This is a genomic window from Brevundimonas sp. GW821-FHT10A07 (assembly GCF_059415785.1).
This window is the reverse complement of the sequence record NZ_JBWKNX010000005.1, coordinates 124,015-139,562: the sequence shown is the minus strand read 5'-3', so window position 1 is coordinate 139,562 and position 15,548 is coordinate 124,015. Positions and strand designations below refer to the sequence as shown.

Here is a 15,548-nt window from a genome sequence, read left to right as displayed (position 1 = left end):
AGTGATCAGTCCTTGACGTCGGCGGCGGCCTTGGCCTGTTCGGCCTCCGCCTCGAGGCGACCGGCCTCAATCGCCCGGAAGGCGGAGAAGGCGGCGGCGAAGTCCAGCTGCTCGCGCCCGCCGGCGCACTGGGTTTCGAACACCAGCAAGGCTTCACGGTAGTGGAGACCCGTGACCATGCCGGACATCCCCGCCCGGTCCCACAGTCCGGACGCGCTGCTGGCGATCTCCCAGGCAGCGATCCCTTCGGGCGTCAGTGGACTGTTCTTCAGGCGCGGGCACATCTCGCCCTCAACCGAGCCGCCCTTGGCGCAGGGGTCCGATTCGTCCGCACAGGCCCGACAGCGTTCGGCCCCGCCGCTCCAATGATCCTTGGCCAGGGCGCGCAGCCGGATCGTCTCGGCGCCCATCGGGCGGCGGGGCTGGTCGATCCAGGCCAGGAAGGGGGTCAGTAACGGCGTTCCACCGCCGGGCGCGCCGAAGACCAGGGCGTCGTGGACGGCGTCCGAATCGGCAGGGTCCAGCTTCTCCCCCGTGGCGGGATGATCGATTCCTTCCCAGTCGATCAGGCACAGCCGGGCATAGCGGGTCGCGGTCAGCAGGGAACTATAGCCGACGATCTGATCAAGGCTGAGGACGTGATCGCCGCCGGCCATCTCGTTCTCGAGACCCAGCGCCTCCAGCGCGGCCCGGCCCTGGTAGATCCGGCCCATGACCTGCGACACGTCCGAGGCGACCACCATCTTGTCGGCCCCGTCCGGCCGGCGCAGCCGCCATTTGACGCCGGGCGCCAGCGGCACCCACTCAGGCTCGGCCGGCGCCCAGGCGTCATGTTTCGGCTGCATCAGGCGTAGCTCGGCGTGGTGTTGGTCAGGACGGCCGTGACCATGGAAGAGTCGGCGCCGATCTCGGCCCGGCCACGCAGCGGCACGTCAATGCGGCCAGGTCCGCCGGTGCCGATGGCGACGCGGGCGAAGCGCACGTTGCGGATGGTCAGGACCAGTTTCAGGTTCGCCGACAGCGCCCATTCCAGATCGAAGTCCGACGGATCGGGCAGGAACTTGCCGACGTCGATCTTGCCTAGATCACGCGCCGCCGCACCCTTGAACCGCGCCGTAATGTTGATCGCAGCCGTCCGCCCTTCGAGGGCGACGTCATCGACGAACTTGGAGTTGGCGTAGCTATCTTCGCCAAGAACGTTGGCGATGGTGGTGTCGCCCGAGATCACCGACCCGAATGCGGTGCCGTTGCGCTTCAGGGCGCCTACTGCGCGCGGGACGCGGCTGTTGATGGTCGGAGTTTCCGGCGTGCCCGCGACCGAGACGCCGTATTGCTCCAGGGCCTCACGGGCGAAATAGTCGGCGGTGACGCGGGTGTAGCCCCGATCCGAGCCGATGGGGAACTGCAGAGAGCGGGCCACCACCCCGACCGCCCCGTCGAACTGACCCGCCGCCAGTTTGCGCTCGAAGGTCCGGCTCGGGATGACGGCCGTCGCGCTGTCGAAGGTGTGAACATAAGGGCCGGCGCCCGTGGTCGCCGGCAGGCCCAGGAGTTCGGTCAGGACGAGGCCGATCTGAACCAGGTCCAGCGGCCAGGCCACGCGCAGCGAGGCGCGGTGGATATCGGGCGCGGCCGGCCGGGCGTCGATCGAGTTGGCGAAGCCGCCACCCATCAGCTCGTCGTCCTGGGGCTCTTCCTGCGGCGACGGCGTCCAGTCGTAGAAGTGCCGACGCTGGAAGGTCTGGCCGGGCGACGCCGCCGGGGTGATCAGCGCGGTCTGCGAGGCGCTGTAGAGTTCGGCCAGACGGCCGCGCGGATCGTTCGATGTCGTCATGGCGGAAGCTCCGGTTAGGGGAAGATCAGGCGGTCCAGGGAAGGACGAAGGGCTGGGCCAGCTCGACCTCGACGTCGCTGGCGACGCGGACATGGTCTGTCGCCAGAAGGCGCTTGGCGTCGGCGTCCGACACGGCGATCACACGGCCGTGGCTCAGGCCGCGTTCCGGATCGGCCTGGACGACCACGACATGCTGCACAGCAGGAACAGGCGCGCTGCCGCCCTTCTTGCCGTCCCGGTCGTGGTCCAGCGGGTCAGGGGTTGGAGCGGAGGCGGGCGACGAACCCGGTTCGTTGCCCGGTTCCGGGCGGGTGGTTCTGGCGGGCACGGAAATCTCCATCAGGAAGCGGCGTCCGCGCCGGTGTAGAGAACACGGACAGGGATCAGGGCGGTGGCGCTGGGCAAGGCGTCGGGGAAGGCGACGTCGTCGTCACGGGCGGGTGGCCGGACCTCGGCATAGGTTTCCAGATCCAGACCCAGGGACGGGTCGGCCGCGATCGCATCGGCGATCCGGCGGACGGCCTCGTCGCGGCGGGCGCGGCGGATGCGCCGCAGATCCTCGGTCCTGTCGCCCGCGCCCGGCTTCACCTGGACGGCGAAGGCGACGACCGGCGAAAACTCCAGCTCTTCGGACGCCTCGGCCCCGCCCCGCACGAAGGCCAGGCTCTCGGGCGTATCGTCCTGGACGGCCACCGATTCCAGCACGCTCGTCTCGGCGGGACCGACATCGGCGCGGGCGGTCCAGCGGCTGGGCTCCGGCTCGTCGATCGGCGGATCGGGGATCTGCAAGGCGTTGCCGACGACCCAGGCCAGGGCGTGCAGGATCTCTTCACGGGTCGCCATCTCAACCGTCTCCGCGCTGGGCGACGGCGAGCTCGCCCATCAGGGCGTGGACGAAGTCGCTGGGGAAATTCTTCAGGATCTCATCCAGCAGCGCCTGGCCCCGGATGCGCTTGCGCAGCGTCGCCGTCTTGGCCAGGGCGAACAGGGGCGTGGCGGCCTTGGCCTGGTTCTTGGCCGCCCGGCCGGTCGGCGTCAGAGTGCGCTTGTCCGCCGGCACCAGCACGCCGGTCTGCCGGTCGGGCGCGATGATCGGGACCAGGTCGACGCCCATGGCGCGCGCCACCTGTTCAACATAGGAGTCGTCCTTCTCGAACCGCCCCCAGGCGTTGCGGCCGATCAGACCCTTTTTCTTCTGCTGCTGCAGGCGACGGACGATGGCCTTCGCCGGCCCCAGCGGGATCGCCAGAAACTGCGCATTGCCGGCGACCTTGATCACGGTCGCCTCTTCGAAGACCGAGATCAGCATGCCCGCGCGGGTGTAGATCCAGCCGGCGACGTCCAGGCTGTTCTTGTCGCGAGGATAGGCGTTGCCCCGCCAGGTGTTGGCCAGCGAGCGGGCGTTGTGGAAGCCGCCGGCGATGACGTCCGCCCGCAGCCGCCCCTTGCCGGCCTCCACCACCCGGCTCATCGCCCGCCAATAGGCGGCCTCCATAGCCTTCAGCTGGGCGTCGATCGAGGTCTGAAGCTTGCCCTGAAGCGCGAGGGCGAGATCGCTCTCGGACGCCCCCTCGACCGTGAACTTAAGCGCCGCGCCGCCCTGGCTTTGCATGGCGATGCGCGACGGCCGCGACGCCCCGCTATCCGCCGAGGCCACACCCCAGGCCGAACGGCCCGACAAACTGGCCATCAGCGGCTAACGGGACAGAGCCAGTCGCGGCCGTTCTGCTGCGTGTCCCGCCAGGGCGAGCCATGGACGACCGCCTGGACGCCGCCGATGATGAACAGGTCGCCAGATTGAGGCGGCTGTCCGGGCCGCCGCAGCTCAGCCTCGGCGACCGAGATCCGCACCACGTCGGCGAAGTCGATCACGGCCATGCCGCCGACCGAACCGCCCTGCTCGACGCGATCAAACAGGGCGGCCAGAGTCGTTTCGAAGACTTCAGGCCGAGACCAGATCGCGGCCGTGTCGTCGCTAAGATGGGCGAACACGGCCGCGTCGAGGGCGGCGAGATGTTGACCGAACATTCGCCGCCGCCGATCTTAGGCCGAGGCCGCTGCGCTCAGCTTCACCAGGGTGGCGGGACGACGCCACAGCGGCAGAGCGTTCATCTGACCCGACCACTCCAAGCCGCGACCGTGCTTCAGCGGCTCTTCGCTCAGGTGGATCAGATCATCGTCCGACCCGCCGTCGGTCGGTTCGCCGTCGAGCTCTCGAATGTCGAGCGGCGGCGCCGCGTAAGTCACGTGGCTGTCCAGCGTTCCATCAGGATAGGCGACGCCCGTGTCGCCAGGGAACGGAGTCCACAGCGACTTGTCGGCCATCGGAATCTTGGCGTTGTATTCCTTGAAGAGCAGGCCGCCGTGCGCAAACTCTCGAGGACGATACTGGCCGTCATCCGTGCGAACGATCGCGGCCAAGGCCAGGGCGTTGACCGTATTCAGATACAGCTCCCGCACCGACTTGTGGGCGATCAACTTGTTGAAGAAGCTGGGCGACACACGCGCCACCACCCCGTTCATGCTCTCGTCGTTGAGGTTCTGACCGATGATGTCGATCACCTCGCCGCACTTGGCGTTCACGTCGGTGTTGGCGTTGCCCAGATCGAAATAGACGATCTGCTGAACCACACTGAAGGCGGTGAACAGGTCATAGACTTCGACGCCGCCGCCATCGATGATCTTACCGGACAAGGCAGACACTCGCAGCAGCTCGAGCGTCAGGTCGAACTTTCGACGCAGCTTTTCGAGACGCTTGTTGACCAGATTGACCAGCGTTTCGGGACGCCGCGTGCGCTGCGCCGCAGCCAGCCAGTTGCGGATGTCGTTGGCGAGGACACTGTCTTCGTGGGTGATGTTGGGGATCTTGAAGATCAGCGACTGCCCCTTATCCCGACGCGCGATCGTGGCGGGGCGACCTTCATCCGTAATCGGAAGAGCGTAGATCGCGCCGCCTTCCGAGACGATTTCGACATAGGCCGAGGCCAGCGGCTCGATCGGGAACATGCCGTCGCGGGCCATTTGACCGAACTGCGGCGGGAGGGTGTTGATGGACTGGGTCAGCTCCACCGTGGTGAAGGGCAGGCGCAGGCCCGCGTCCTGAGTGACGACGGTCGTCGACATGGGAGTGTTTCCTTGGATTGCGGTCGCGGGCCGAAGCCGTCAGCGGACCGGTGAGTTCAGATGGGTGAACGCCGGCCCGCTGGCGGGCCGAGAAGTCAGATGCCGGTCTTGGCCAGGATGCCGAGCCCCAGAAGGGTCGCCAGCGCCGCAGCCTTGTTGGCGTCGCTCACGCCGGCGGGCCAGACGATGCTTTCCGCATGGATGATCGCAGGCCCGCGACGAAGATACTTGATCTCGCCATCGACGCCGTCCGCCGCCTGGGCGGGGAGCAGGCTGACGCCGTAAGCGGTGTTGGCGCCGCCGGAGCCCGCGAAGTCGATCTGCTGCAGCTTCTTGCTCGCGGTCACTTGCGAGATCACTGCGAACTGCGGCACGTCGCGGACGCCACCCGAACCCGCCAGCAGAACGCCGTCTTCGGTCGTGAAAGTGGGGTTGACCTCCCAGTGGATCAGATCGCCGAGCGTCGCCGGCTGGTTTGTCTTGATGACCTGCATAGCGGGTCTCCTTTATAGAAAACGCCGGCGCCGACCCGGCCAAAAGGCGTGAGGTTTCAGCGACCGCGAGCGGTGGCGGCAGCCCGTCGCCGCTGGGCATCGGCGACAAGCGCGCCGCCCAGACCCTGCGCCGAGGCGCCCGGAGTATCCGGCGTGAGCCGGCGCGAGCCGTTCATCGCCGCATCCAGACGCGAGACGCGCGGGACGGCTCCAGCTGCGGAAGCAGTCGCTTGGAACTGTTTCAGCGACATGCCGCTTTGGATCGCCGCCAGAGCCAGTTGAGGATGCGTCTTGGCTTCGGAGGAAGCCGCGATCGCCTGAGACTCGTCCTGGTCGTCGGTCGACTCGTCGCCTTCTTCGCCGACCTCGTCTTCGTCCGAGTTTTCGGTTGGTTCGGCCGCCTGATCCTCGACGTTTTCATCGTCTTCGGGCGGCGTGTCGGCGGCTTCGGCGCGGGCAAGGTTCGCCTGCGCCAGCTTCAGCGCCTTCTTAGCAGACGCGACCTGTGCGGCGCGGGTCGGCTTGCCGCCCGCTTGGGTTCGTGTGGCCATTGGCCTCTCCTGTGGGGTGGAAGCCGACGCGCGCTGCCCAGGCGCGGCGGCGGAAATGTCATCCGCTGGGTCGGTTACGTGAGCGACGAGGGCGGCGAAGGCCGCTTCTTCGGTCGCAATTTCATCAACGAGCTGAAGCGCCAGACCCGATCGGCCGGCGTCGGTGTGGTCGGCCATGAAGGCGTCCGCCCGCATGGCTAGCATGGCGTCGTGGGTCAGAGCGGGCCGGCCGGCGGTGACATCCGAAAAGAACATCTCGCCGACGTGGCTGATGTCCGCTTGCCAGGCAGCACGACCAGCCTCGCTCAAGGCCTTCCACCAAGCCCCCTCCGTTTTGACGCCGCCCTCGGGGAATTCGATCGAGGTTATGGCGATGCCGTCCTGCTCGAGCGCACCGGACCAGTCTTCGTGGACCATGACGGCGCCGAGCGATCCGACGTAACCGACGCTGGGCGCGAGGATCCGATCCGCTTGGGCCGCGATCCAGTAGCCGGCAGAACAGGCCATGTCGGCATAGACCCAGATCGGCTTGCCGCCGGCGCTCTCGCGAGCCTCCCGAATGAACTGCGCAAGGGCGGGGAGGCCGCCGCCGACGACGCCGCCCGGCGTGTCCAGCCTGAGGAAGACACCACGAACCCGAGTGTCCGCCAGAGCCTCACGCAAGGCCAAGAGCAGCGTGTCATAGCCGTGCCAGACCATGCCGCAGAACTCATCGCCTCGCTCGACCAGGGGCGTGTCGCAGCACATGAGCGCGACGCCATCCTTCAGGGACCAGCAGAAGCCCGTGTCTTCGACGTCGCCGATCCAACGCGGCGAATAGGCCAGCTGCTGCTCCATCGGTACAGGCGGAGGAGCATCGTAATCGTCGTCCTCCATGGCCTGGATGCGTCCGACCTTGCCGCCGTTCGCCAGGCCGACCCGGCGAAGGAAGGCGCCGATGCGCGATGGCCGCTCGAACACGCGGGCATCAGCCCCGCGAACCCGGTTCGCCAGATCACGCGCCGCATTTGGCGTAAGCAACAGAGGGCGACCCGCGTAGCGGGACGCCAGGAGCTGAACATCTTGCATGTTGTGTCCTCAGGCGCCCGAGCGCTGATCCAGAAGGGCGGCGTGGTCCGCAGAGCGGGCGACACCGCGAACGCGGGCCAAGGCCCCAGGGCGGGCGTCTCGCGCCTGCTCCTGCTCAGCATCGGTTTGCGCCGGAGAAACGCCACCAAGTCCGGTGACGACGTCCAGGCCGAGTTCTCTGAGGCGATCGCGCTCCCGCGCGCGCTGATCCAGCACCTCTTCCCAGTCCTTGCCCTGGTCCGCGCACTCATCTTCCAGCGTCGAAACGCCCGCCTCGATCCGGGCCGCAGCAGCGTCGATTTCCTTGGTCGGATCGACGTAGCCGCGTCCAGGCCCGATCCATTTCGCCTCCGCGTAGGCGTCGATGGCATCGTAGAAATCTGGCGCCCCAGCGGGGACCGTCAGATAGCCGCGGTCGAACGCCTCCTCCAGGAAGGCGACGTAGTACGGCCGCACGATCTGGGCCTCAAGAACCGACGAGAGCGACTGTGTCGCTGCCCAGGCATGCACCATAGCGGCGCGCGCCGACGAATAGTTTGTCTGGCTGTAATCCATCGACAGCTCTTCGTAGGTCACGTCCAACGACGCAGCGATTAGACGGATGTTGGCCCTGACAAAGGCGTCAAAACTGGCCACGTCGCGAGACGCGGTTTGCATTTCGATCTCGTCGCCGAACGGCAAGACGGGCATGCGCGCGCCGCCGGAAAGCGACACCGGATTATCCTCGTAGAAGCCCTCTCGCGAGGTCTCGAAACCCTTCAAATCATCGACGGCCAGATATTCGCTGACCGCTTCCGGCCCGGCGCTGGATTTAACGAACGCCACCATTAGGGCGTTGATCGTTGCAGCCTGAAGCGTCGCATCTGCGAACTTCGACAGCGACCGGAAACTCTTCAGCGCCGCAGCAAAGCGAGAAACGCCGCGCGTCTGCTCAGCGCGTTGCGGATCAAATGCATGCAGCACCTGCGGACGGCCCCAGGCTGTGAAGCGATCGTAGCCGGTCCAGGTGTAGCGCTGGCCGTCGACGCCCAGGTCAGCAGGATGGCGTTCCCTGAAGAAATAGCGGATCGGCACGCCGACGCCGTTGCGCTCGATGCCGCCGCGCAGGAAGCGATCGTCCATTCGCCCCATCGGATTGGACAGACGGTCGGGATCGACCAGGCGCAGACGTGTCGCGTACCGTGTGCCTTCGTCGGGCGCCCATTCGATCAGAGCAGGGCCATCGCCATCGACCATCAGATGCGCCGTCGTGACGCGCAGCAGCTGGCCGAAGTTGAGGCGGCGCTCCGCATCCATCTCAAAAGCATGGCCATAGGCGTGAGACCGGAACTCGATCTCCATCTGAGAACCCAAATCACGGGCGACGGCCGGATCGATGCCGAGCGCACGCGCATTCGGCCGGGCCGAAAGACGCCAGCCCCGACCGATTGCCGAGTTCTGACGGCGTGAGACCGCCGACGCGCCGACAGGGTCGTTCCGAACGATGTCGCGCGCGCGGGCGACGGACGGGTTGCGGTTCGGGATCCATTCGAGATCGGCCGACCGGATCTGCGCAAACCAATCGGCCATGACCGGCCCCCGCGTGCCACCGGAATCGTAGGCCGAGGTGAAGTCGAACCCGCCGGCGAGCGCCTGGACGCGACGCTGAGGCGCCGAACTGATGGGGCGCCCCGAGGCGTCGAGCAATGTCATGCAGACGCTCCTAAAAGCGGAAGCCGATGGCGCCGCCACGACGGCGGCCCGCGCGACGCTCCAGGCCAGAGATGATCTCTTCCAGCTTCGGCAAGCTGGCCTGGCTGTATTCGACCGAGCGCCCATTCGACGTGATCTTCGCGACGTTCTCGCCTGAAATCAGGCGCATCCTGACGATGCGAAGGCGGCCCAATTCGGCCTGTTCTTCAATCGATAGAGCCATCACAGCTTCCTTCGGCTCGAATGCCAGGCGTTGTTTGTCGGTCCGGGGTTCGCGGCCGGTTCAGCCGGCGTCACCATCGGGATCTCGACCGAATCGAACAGGGGCAACACCGCTTCCGGGCGCTCCGCTCGCGCCTCGAACAGCGCCCGCCATTCGTCTTCTGTCCGAGTATAGGCGCCCCGCGACCAGAACATCCCGCGCGCATAGATCGCGTTGTCGAGACGCTCGTTAGACCGACCTGGAAGCTTGTCCCAGTGACCGACCGCGCCAGCCCGCTGCGTCGTCGGCTTGCGATAGACTTCTGCAGTGTACTGCTTGAAATCCTCAAGCGTGGCGTCCGCCGGATTATATAGCCCCCCCGGCAACCGTTCTTTTTCCGCTTCTAGGCTGGTCTGAAGCATCGAGTAGATGTCCAGCTTCAGACCATGGCCGCCAATCAGGTGTGGTTCGATCGTAAGCGTGGAGCCATCCTTCAGGCGCAGAACTCGACGTTTGCCCTTCCGCAGAGGCACCTCATCGGGATTGGAGGATCCCTTGACAGCCACAACATTGGGCCGGGCGCGGACGAAGCGATACACCCGTTCGGTCGTGCCCTTCTTGCCGCCCAGATCGACGCCGACCATGTCCCAGCCCAGCGGAATGGTGACCTCACCGGGATAGCGACGGCCAACAACTTCCGCCAAACTGGCCCACGCCTCCGCCGTTAGAGGATCGTGTTCAATCACCCCCCAATCGAAGCGGGCCATCGAGAGATCCGGCCCCATCGCGTAGCCATCCCACTCGATCCGATCGCCCTGGTTATCGACAGCCAGCACCAGCTCGCACGCCCAAGCCGGCACCACGCCGCGCTGAACAAATCGGCCTCGAGCCTCGAATAACTTCTGCTCGTCAGGGGCGTCTGTCGCGGGGTCCCAGGCCCTGCCGAGTTTCTGTTGCCAGAATACCTTGAGGTCGGCGTCATCCTTGGAGGCTTCGACATATTCGCCCCAGAGAACGCTCCAGGACTTGAACGGCGAGTAGGCCTGCCAAAGGTGAAAACTTGGATCACGACCTTCGGAGCTACGAGCGCGCCACCGTGCGACCTGGTCGGCGGGGAAGTGCAGCGGCGGCGCGGGGTTTGCAGGATCCTCAGATGTGTAGGTCTTGATCCAACGGCCGCCGGCCAGCATCGCCGGCTTGTGGATCTCGTCGATGTCCGAGCCGCAAGCCAGGCACCCGTAAGCGACACGGGGATTATCGGCTGTCGGAGCCTGTAGTTGTTCGAAGACAAGCTGCTGAGCATCGCCGCAATGGGGACAATCCACGTAATAGATGCGGTGATCGCCGGCATGCAGCATCTTCGTGATGCGGCACCCAGGCAGTTCCTTGGGTGTGGACGTGTACAAGGCTTTGAAATCGTCGTGCCCGTCTCCACGCGTCTCGGCCTGCTTGATCGGGTCGCCGCGCCCACCCGTGTCGAGGGGGAACTCCGATACCTCGTCACAGGCGAGCCGTTTAACCGACCGGCCCTGAAGACCCTTCGACGACATGGCCGTCGTGACCATGAGGAAGCCGCCACGAAACGCCTTGAAGTTGGTCGTCGACCCAGCTCGTGACCGCTCGACGCGTTCAAAGACCCGACGCTTAAGCGCCGGCGTTGCATCGAGCGTCGGTTGCCACTTCGTCGAGTTCCAGTTCCGAAGCTCATCCAGGCTGGGCAGCACCAGCATCATGGGCGCGGGATCGTCGCAGATCGTCTGGCCCGCCCAGTTCAGGAACAGCTCTGATTTTATGAGCTGAGCGGCGGCGCTGACGATCACTCGTCGGGCCGGATAGTCGTTGTCTAAACACTCCATCATCTCCACGCCGTAAGGCGTGGTGGCGTTCATCCATTTGCCCGGCCGGGACGATCCTGATTCTGCAGCGACCCAGCGATCCTGGTCAGCCCACTCCGCCACGCGCCGGCTGGGCGCGGGCTTCGCAGCCGCCGCGATCGCGCCGAAGATGACGGCGGCAGCCGAGGCCAAGCCCAACCGGCTCATGCCGCGACGCCCTCAGCCTCCGGGCGAACCGGGTTTGTTTCGACATCGGGGACACCATCGTCGAACGCGAGTGTGGCCATAGCCCTTGCAAACCGACCCAGCGCTCTTTCGTCGCGAGTATTGAGTTCGCGCGCGAGAGCGGTCGCGCGCTCCGCAGGGATGCCAAACTTCGCGCAGATCTGATCGGCATCTTCTCGGCGGCCGGCGGCCATCGTCTCTCTCAGCGCCTGGACGGCCTCGTCCGCCTTTCTCTCAACGTCTGCAGTTTCCAGCAGCTCGCCTTTGCGCTGGGCCAACTCCAGCTCCGCCAACTCCGCGCGGGCTTCGTCATGCCGGGCTTTGCCCGAGAGCGCCTTTCCCGGCGCGCCCGGCGCAGCAGAGCGAGGCGTCGAAGGCGACCGGCCGCTCCACATGGTCAACGCGCGCTGGCGCTTCGTTTCGTCTAGGCGCCCCTCAAGACGGGCGAGACTTTCTTCAACGTCAACGTCAGCGCCGTCCAGCAGGACGGTGCCGTCTGAAACGTACTTGCCGACTTGCTGTTTGGAGACGCCGATCAACGCGGCGAACTGGGATCGCCTCATGCGTCAACCACCCCGTCAACCGTCAACCGTTTTTGTAAACCGGTTCACTAGAAAGATTACACGCCCAGCCCGACCGTATTGCTCAGGGGACGGGGGAAGGACCCGTGAAATGCCCTGTCATGCGAAGCCCGCCTCGGCGGGGCCGGGCGGGCTGGGGTCGCAGCTCTGGAAGTGCTGGAACGGATGCACTTAGCGTTCCCGTTCGACAACCTACATTTTCTCGTCGAGGCGAACTTTCTCGCAAAGTGTAAGCGCCTCGATCAGCAGCGACCGATTCGCCTGCCACCGTCGTCCGCCGCCGACAAGTCCCCGAATGCTCTCTCCGCGACCCGCGACGGCCTGAAGCACGCGCGCCTGCTCCGGCGTCATGGCTTCATGGATCATCGACAGCGCCTTGTTGTCGTATCCTCGTTGAACAGCCGCCGCCATCGGAGCCTCGGGATCAGCCCAAGCCCGACCGACACGCGGCTCGATGGTCGCCACCCCGACCGGAGGCCGGGCGGCTTCGACCAGCTGACGATACTCGTCCGCGATGCGCAGCTGATCGTCGTCCAGATGCCCGGCCCGATACAGGCTGGCGATGCCGTCGACCCGGCGGGCACGGCGCACCGTCTGGACGTCCAGGACGGGCTGGCCCTTGATCCGCGCCAGCCCGCCGTTGTCGTCGCGGCGGAACGCGCCGACATCGACGGTCTCGATCTCAAACGCCTCGCCGCGCAACTCGGCCCGCAGCAGGGTGTCCTCGATCGCCGCCTCGACCGCCGCCCCGTCGCGGGCCGCCTTCAACTGCCCCTCGACCAGGCGCACCAGCATCGCCGCCTTGCGCCGCTCGGCCAGTCCGCCCGCCGCCAGCCGTTCCGCCTCGAGCAAGGCGTCCCGCTGCGACGGCCGCAAGACCACGCCTGACACGACGACCTCGACCGCCTGCGCCCGCCGAGCCTCGGCCGCCGCCTCGATCCGCGCCGCCTGTTCCGGGCTCAACCGCATCGCCACCGCCCTACCCATGCGCAGCGCCCTTCGCGATCACCGACACGCCCAGCGCCTTCAGCACCGAGCCCGCCCCGTCCATCAACCGCTGAGCCCCGATCTTCGTCTCAGCCACGATCGCGCCGAGCCTATCGTCCCAGCTGGCGCGATTGAGGTAGCTGGCCACGCCCGCCTCGCCCATCGCTTCCAGCACCGCCGCCCGAATATGCGACGGCCCCGCCCAGCCCGAGACGACCGGCGCCTGGGCCAGCGCCCCGTCGTCCGGCAGCCAGGCCATGAACCGATCCTCGTCCAGCCAGCGGTCCAGGTTCATCGCCTTGCCCCGGCCGAAGTCGGGATCACGGGCGACGCAGGCCCGGACGGCGCTCAGCAGCCGTTCGTCGCTCTCACGGCTGCGCTCGACGGCGGCCAGCCACGACGGCTCGACCCGTTTCGGCGCGACCCGCTCCGGCGCCTTCGCCGCCCAAGCCTTCCCAGCGGCCTCGCTCGCGCGCACGCTCGCGGAGGGTTTCAACCCTTGAGTAATTCCCTTCCCTATTTGGGTGACACCCGTGTCACCGGGCGGGGTGACAAATGCGACATCGCCGGGTGACACCCTGTCACCGGGCAGCGGCTCTTGGGGTGACACGGTGTCACCCGGCGCACGGCCTTGGGGTGACACCCTGTCACCCCGCGCGGCGGCCTCGGCCCGCATCCGACGCGAGGTGTTGGCGTGCCCGGTGTCCAGCGCGAGGGCGTAAAAAGGGATCAGCCGCCCCATGTATTTATGCGACGCGCCCGTCTTGGCGATCAGCCCGCCGGCCTCGAGCGTGCGCAGCCCCCGCTGGACCGACCGCTCCGACACGTCCATCTCGAGCGCCAGCACGGGCACGGCCGCCCAGCCCACGCCCGTGACATCGACATACGACGCCAGGTGCACCAGCGTCTGTTTGGCGTTCCGGTCCTTGCGGCCGTTCTCGTCCACACACTCCTGGGCCTTGGCCCAGGCCACCGCTACGTCGCTCATGCCAGCCGCCCCAACACCGGCCCCGCCATGCCTGGACGGGCAAAGCTGGGCGACAGGCCGCTGACCCGCTGGACGGGCGGCAGATCGGCCGCCGCCACGCTGGGCCGCGCGATGGCCTCGGGCAGCACCGTCACCCGCCCATCGGCCGCCGCGTCTAACAGCTGGATCGCCGCGCCCAGCTGGCCGATTTCGGCCAGGGCCTGGACCATCAGGGCGTGCTGATGTCGCGGATCTTCGGCCCGCAACGCCTCGTCGCTGGCGATCTGACGCCGCACATCGGTCACCGCCCGCCGCTGCTCCCGCAGCAGGTTCAACGCCGCCTCATACGGATTCGCCGCCGTCATGCCACTCACATCCACCCCCGTTCCCGGGCCAGCCAGGTCGGCATGGTCCAGATATTCTCGTCGCGGCCTTCGCCGCGCTTCGCCTTGCTCTTCGGCGCCCACTGGGCGGCGCGCCGATCTATGGTTTCGGCCAGCAGCCAGGCCTTGTCGGTCTGGTCGTGCAGCACCAGGGCGAGGGCGATCTCGCCGTTCGCAGGCCCGGCTTCGGGCGCGTCTCCGAACAGGTCACGCATCGCCCACCCCCGATTTCCATCCCGGTCCTCGAAGGGCGATCGCCGCCGTCTTGGGCGCTCGGATCCACAGGCTGTAGGAGACGTCGCCGAACAGCGCGGATATCCGGTGCGACAGCTCCGGCCGCACGACGCCGACCGACCCAGGCAGCCACGCCCAGCCCTGACCATCCTCGCGCTCTTCGACATATCCGCCGGCCAGGATGATCCGCAGGGCGGACGCCGGATGCGTATGGAAACAGCCAGGGTCGTCGGCGCGGACCATCCGATGCACCGCCACGCGCCAACCGCGCCACTCGAACAGCGTCCTCGACCAAAAGGTCACCCGGCCGTCCTGCGTCCCGCGCCAGTCGTCGAAACGAAGGCGATCAAGAAGCCGCCGGATCATGCTCCGCACCCCTCGACCAAGTCTCGCAAGGCCTCGGCCGTCCCGACCGGCATGCGATAGCCGACACCCCAGATCATCTCGATTTCGCCAGCGACGCCGGCAGCGGTCAGCGCCCGCCGCAGCTTGTAGATACAGATTTTGCCCGAGGCGTCTGGGTCGCGCAGCGCGTCCCAATCCTTGCTTCCGGTCTCGCCGATCAGGGCGCTAGGAACTACGCGCCCCGCCCGCGCCGCCATCAGCATGGCCACCCGCGCGATCAGTCGCGGAACACCTAGCGCCAGCATCCAACGCGCCGTGTCGTCGGTCTCGACCAGGGCGGCGGATCCTTCGGCCGCCTGACGCCGCCACTCGGCCAGTTCGTCCCTCAGCTCGGCGTTCTCGGCCGCCAGCCGGTCGCAACGATCACACATTGGCGACCCTCGCGATCTCGGCGAAGGCGATGATGGCGGCGGCCGGGTCGCCCCAGGTCCGCCAGCGCAAGGCGGCGAACCCGACCGGGTCATGATCCGCTACGCGGAACGCCAGGACGTCCGCCGCGCAGTTCAGGCGATCGACCCCGAACATCTTGCCTGCGCGACTGGTGACGCCCAGCACCACCCCATCGTCATCGACGACGGCGACGGGCCAGGCTGCCCATAATCCAACCGTGGCGTTCAGACACAGCACGACGATGTCGCCCGGCTCCGCGACGCGGCGCACACGGACAGGCTCGCCGGCCGGGCGAGTGGGGAAACTGACGATGTCGGCGGTCATAGCGGCCCCGGATCGTCGTTCGGGATGACGGCGTGCCAGAGACCGCCCAGCCATCGTCCGATGTTCGGGCCGGCGACGACCGTCCGCCAACCACGTCGCTTGCTAGGTGGACCCTCGACGACATAGCCCTGCGAAAACCATCCCTCCATGGTCGCGACACTGACCACATGACCACAGCACAGCACCCACGCCTCAGCGTCACCCCCCGTCTGCGACCGAGGGCATAGGGGGATGCATGGCGGCTCGCTGTCAC

20 protein-coding genes are annotated in these 15,548 nt (G+C 67.1%); all 20 read right to left on the bottom strand.

What is annotated here, in order from left to right:
* Positions 1 to 5: 5 nt before the first annotated feature.
* The 20 genes from AC07NC_RS05825 to AC07NC_RS05730 all read right to left on the bottom strand — a co-directional run bounded on the left by AC07NC_RS05825 (position 6) and on the right by AC07NC_RS05730 (position 15,295).
* On the bottom strand, positions 6 to 845 hold the full coding sequence (locus AC07NC_RS05825; RefSeq protein ID WP_494568894.1) for a hypothetical protein: 840 nt from the start codon (positions 843 to 845) through the stop codon (positions 6 to 8).
* A complete protein-coding gene (locus AC07NC_RS05820; protein WP_494568893.1) occupies positions 845 to 1,834 on the bottom strand; it encodes a phage tail tube protein in 990 nt (329 codons plus the stop codon). Before AC07NC_RS05820 ends, AC07NC_RS05825 begins: the two co-directional genes overlap by 1 nt.
* Positions 1,835 to 1,859: 25 nt before the next feature.
* Complete coding sequence (locus tag AC07NC_RS05815; RefSeq protein ID WP_494568892.1) at positions 1,860 to 2,162, bottom strand: hypothetical protein; 303 nt, start codon at positions 2,160 to 2,162, stop codon at positions 1,860 to 1,862.
* An 11-nt stretch (positions 2,163 to 2,173) separates the two neighbouring features.
* Positions 2,174 to 2,677 carry a hypothetical protein gene (locus tag AC07NC_RS05810; protein WP_494568891.1) on the bottom strand — a complete coding sequence of 168 codons (504 nt, stop codon included), beginning with the start codon at positions 2,675 to 2,677 and terminating at the stop codon, positions 2,174 to 2,176.
* A 1-nt stretch (position 2,678) separates the two neighbouring features.
* Entirely contained in the window at positions 2,679 to 3,524 is an 846-nt protein-coding gene (locus tag AC07NC_RS05805; RefSeq protein WP_494568890.1) for a DUF6441 family protein, read from the bottom strand.
* Entirely contained in the window at positions 3,524 to 3,862 is a 339-nt protein-coding gene (locus tag AC07NC_RS05800) for a head-tail joining protein (RefSeq protein ID WP_494568889.1), read from the bottom strand. The genes AC07NC_RS05805 and AC07NC_RS05800 overlap by 1 nt, the downstream gene beginning before the upstream one ends.
* A 15-nt stretch (positions 3,863 to 3,877) precedes the next feature.
* Positions 3,878 to 4,957, bottom strand: a complete 1,080-nt coding sequence (locus AC07NC_RS05795) for a major capsid protein (RefSeq protein WP_494568888.1) — start codon at positions 4,955 to 4,957, stop codon at positions 3,878 to 3,880.
* A 95-nt stretch (positions 4,958 to 5,052) separates the two neighbouring features.
* Positions 5,053 to 5,451, bottom strand: a complete 399-nt coding sequence (locus tag AC07NC_RS05790) for a head decoration protein (protein WP_494568887.1) — start codon at positions 5,449 to 5,451, stop codon at positions 5,053 to 5,055.
* 56 nt (positions 5,452 to 5,507) lie between these two features.
* Positions 5,508 to 7,070 carry a S49 family peptidase gene (locus tag AC07NC_RS05785; protein WP_494568886.1) on the bottom strand — a complete coding sequence of 521 codons (1,563 nt, stop codon included), beginning with the start codon at positions 7,068 to 7,070 and terminating at the stop codon, positions 5,508 to 5,510.
* A gap of 9 nt (positions 7,071 to 7,079) precedes the next feature.
* On the bottom strand, positions 7,080 to 8,762 hold the full coding sequence (locus AC07NC_RS05780) for a phage portal protein (RefSeq protein WP_494568885.1): 1,683 nt from the start codon (positions 8,760 to 8,762) through the stop codon (positions 7,080 to 7,082).
* A 10-nt stretch (positions 8,763 to 8,772) separates the two neighbouring features.
* Positions 8,773 to 8,985: a gpW family head-tail joining protein gene (gpW, locus tag AC07NC_RS05775; protein ID WP_494568884.1), complete on the bottom strand. Its 213-nt coding sequence runs from the start codon at positions 8,983 to 8,985 to the stop codon at positions 8,773 to 8,775.
* Positions 8,985 to 11,006: a terminase gpA endonuclease subunit gene (locus AC07NC_RS05770; RefSeq protein ID WP_494568883.1), complete on the bottom strand. Its 2,022-nt coding sequence runs from the start codon at positions 11,004 to 11,006 to the stop codon at positions 8,985 to 8,987. Before AC07NC_RS05770 ends, gpW begins: the two co-directional genes overlap by 1 nt.
* Entirely contained in the window at positions 11,003 to 11,587 is a 585-nt protein-coding gene (locus AC07NC_RS05765) for a hypothetical protein (protein WP_494568882.1), read from the bottom strand. The genes AC07NC_RS05770 and AC07NC_RS05765 overlap by 4 nt, the downstream gene beginning before the upstream one ends.
* Before the next feature lie 210 nt (positions 11,588 to 11,797).
* Positions 11,798 to 12,592 (bottom strand): hypothetical protein, encoded by a 795-nt coding sequence (locus tag AC07NC_RS05760; protein ID WP_494568881.1) that lies wholly within the window; start codon positions 12,590 to 12,592, stop codon positions 11,798 to 11,800.
* Positions 12,585 to 13,580 (bottom strand): hypothetical protein, encoded by a 996-nt coding sequence (locus tag AC07NC_RS05755; protein WP_494568880.1) that lies wholly within the window; start codon positions 13,578 to 13,580, stop codon positions 12,585 to 12,587. The genes AC07NC_RS05760 and AC07NC_RS05755 overlap by 8 nt, the downstream gene beginning before the upstream one ends.
* The gene (locus AC07NC_RS05750) at positions 13,577 to 13,924 is read right to left on the bottom strand and encodes a hypothetical protein (RefSeq protein ID WP_494568879.1); all 348 of its coding nucleotides are present in this window, start codon (positions 13,922 to 13,924) and stop codon (positions 13,577 to 13,579) included. Before AC07NC_RS05750 ends, AC07NC_RS05755 begins: the two co-directional genes overlap by 4 nt.
* Positions 13,925 to 13,929: 5 nt before the next feature.
* Positions 13,930 to 14,157, bottom strand: coding sequence for a hypothetical protein (locus AC07NC_RS05745; RefSeq protein WP_494568878.1), 228 nt, complete (start codon positions 14,155 to 14,157; stop codon positions 13,930 to 13,932).
* Positions 14,150 to 14,542, bottom strand: coding sequence for a hypothetical protein (locus AC07NC_RS05740; protein ID WP_494568877.1), 393 nt, complete (start codon positions 14,540 to 14,542; stop codon positions 14,150 to 14,152). The genes AC07NC_RS05745 and AC07NC_RS05740 overlap by 8 nt, the downstream gene beginning before the upstream one ends.
* Positions 14,539 to 14,952, bottom strand: coding sequence for a helix-turn-helix domain-containing protein (locus AC07NC_RS05735; RefSeq protein ID WP_494568876.1), 414 nt, complete (start codon positions 14,950 to 14,952; stop codon positions 14,539 to 14,541). The genes AC07NC_RS05740 and AC07NC_RS05735 overlap by 4 nt, the downstream gene beginning before the upstream one ends.
* On the bottom strand, positions 14,945 to 15,295 hold the full coding sequence (locus AC07NC_RS05730; RefSeq protein WP_494568875.1) for a hypothetical protein: 351 nt from the start codon (positions 15,293 to 15,295) through the stop codon (positions 14,945 to 14,947). Before AC07NC_RS05730 ends, AC07NC_RS05735 begins: the two co-directional genes overlap by 8 nt.
* Positions 15,296 to 15,548: the final 253 nt, after the last annotated feature.

Excerpts from the sequence above, each read along its gene's own strand:
- AC07NC_RS05755 (WP_494568880.1), bottom strand. The coding sequence starts at position 13,580 with ATGAGCGACGTAGCGGTGGCCTGGGCCAAGGCCCAGGAGTGTGTGGAC.
- gpW (WP_494568884.1), bottom strand. The coding sequence starts at position 8,985 with ATGGCTCTATCGATTGAAGAACAGGCCGAATTGGGCCGCCTTCGCATC.
- AC07NC_RS05790 (WP_494568887.1), bottom strand. The coding sequence starts at position 5,451 with ATGCAGGTCATCAAGACAAACCAGCCGGCGACGCTCGGCGATCTGATC.
- AC07NC_RS05810 (WP_494568891.1), bottom strand. The coding sequence starts at position 2,677 with ATGGCGACCCGTGAAGAGATCCTGCACGCCCTGGCCTGGGTCGTCGGC.
- AC07NC_RS05765 (WP_494568882.1), bottom strand. The coding sequence starts at position 11,587 with ATGAGGCGATCCCAGTTCGCCGCGTTGATCGGCGTCTCCAAACAGCAA.
- AC07NC_RS05750 (WP_494568879.1), bottom strand. The coding sequence starts at position 13,924 with ATGACGGCGGCGAATCCGTATGAGGCGGCGTTGAACCTGCTGCGGGAG.
- AC07NC_RS05740 (WP_494568877.1), bottom strand. The coding sequence starts at position 14,542 with ATGATCCGGCGGCTTCTTGATCGCCTTCGTTTCGACGACTGGCGCGGG.
- AC07NC_RS05760 (WP_494568881.1), bottom strand. The coding sequence starts at position 12,592 with ATGGGTAGGGCGGTGGCGATGCGGTTGAGCCCGGAACAGGCGGCGCGG.
- AC07NC_RS05805 (WP_494568890.1), bottom strand. The coding sequence starts at position 3,524 with ATGGCCAGTTTGTCGGGCCGTTCGGCCTGGGGTGTGGCCTCGGCGGAT.
- AC07NC_RS05745 (WP_494568878.1), bottom strand. The coding sequence starts at position 14,157 with ATGCGTGACCTGTTCGGAGACGCGCCCGAAGCCGGGCCTGCGAACGGC.
- AC07NC_RS05785 (WP_494568886.1), bottom strand. The coding sequence starts at position 7,070 with ATGCAAGATGTTCAGCTCCTGGCGTCCCGCTACGCGGGTCGCCCTCTG.
- AC07NC_RS05730 (WP_494568875.1), bottom strand. The coding sequence starts at position 15,295 with ATGACCGCCGACATCGTCAGTTTCCCCACTCGCCCGGCCGGCGAGCCT.
- AC07NC_RS05820 (WP_494568893.1), bottom strand. The coding sequence starts at position 1,834 with ATGACGACATCGAACGATCCGCGCGGCCGTCTGGCCGAACTCTACAGC.
- AC07NC_RS05795 (WP_494568888.1), bottom strand. The coding sequence starts at position 4,957 with ATGTCGACGACCGTCGTCACTCAGGACGCGGGCCTGCGCCTGCCCTTC.
- AC07NC_RS05800 (WP_494568889.1), bottom strand. The coding sequence starts at position 3,862 with ATGTTCGGTCAACATCTCGCCGCCCTCGACGCGGCCGTGTTCGCCCAT.
- AC07NC_RS05780 (WP_494568885.1), bottom strand. The coding sequence starts at position 8,762 with ATGACATTGCTCGACGCCTCGGGGCGCCCCATCAGTTCGGCGCCTCAG.
- AC07NC_RS05770 (WP_494568883.1), bottom strand. The coding sequence starts at position 11,006 with ATGAGCCGGTTGGGCTTGGCCTCGGCTGCCGCCGTCATCTTCGGCGCG.
- AC07NC_RS05825 (WP_494568894.1), bottom strand. The coding sequence starts at position 845 with ATGCAGCCGAAACATGACGCCTGGGCGCCGGCCGAGCCTGAGTGGGTG.
- AC07NC_RS05735 (WP_494568876.1), bottom strand. The coding sequence starts at position 14,952 with ATGTGTGATCGTTGCGACCGGCTGGCGGCCGAGAACGCCGAGCTGAGG.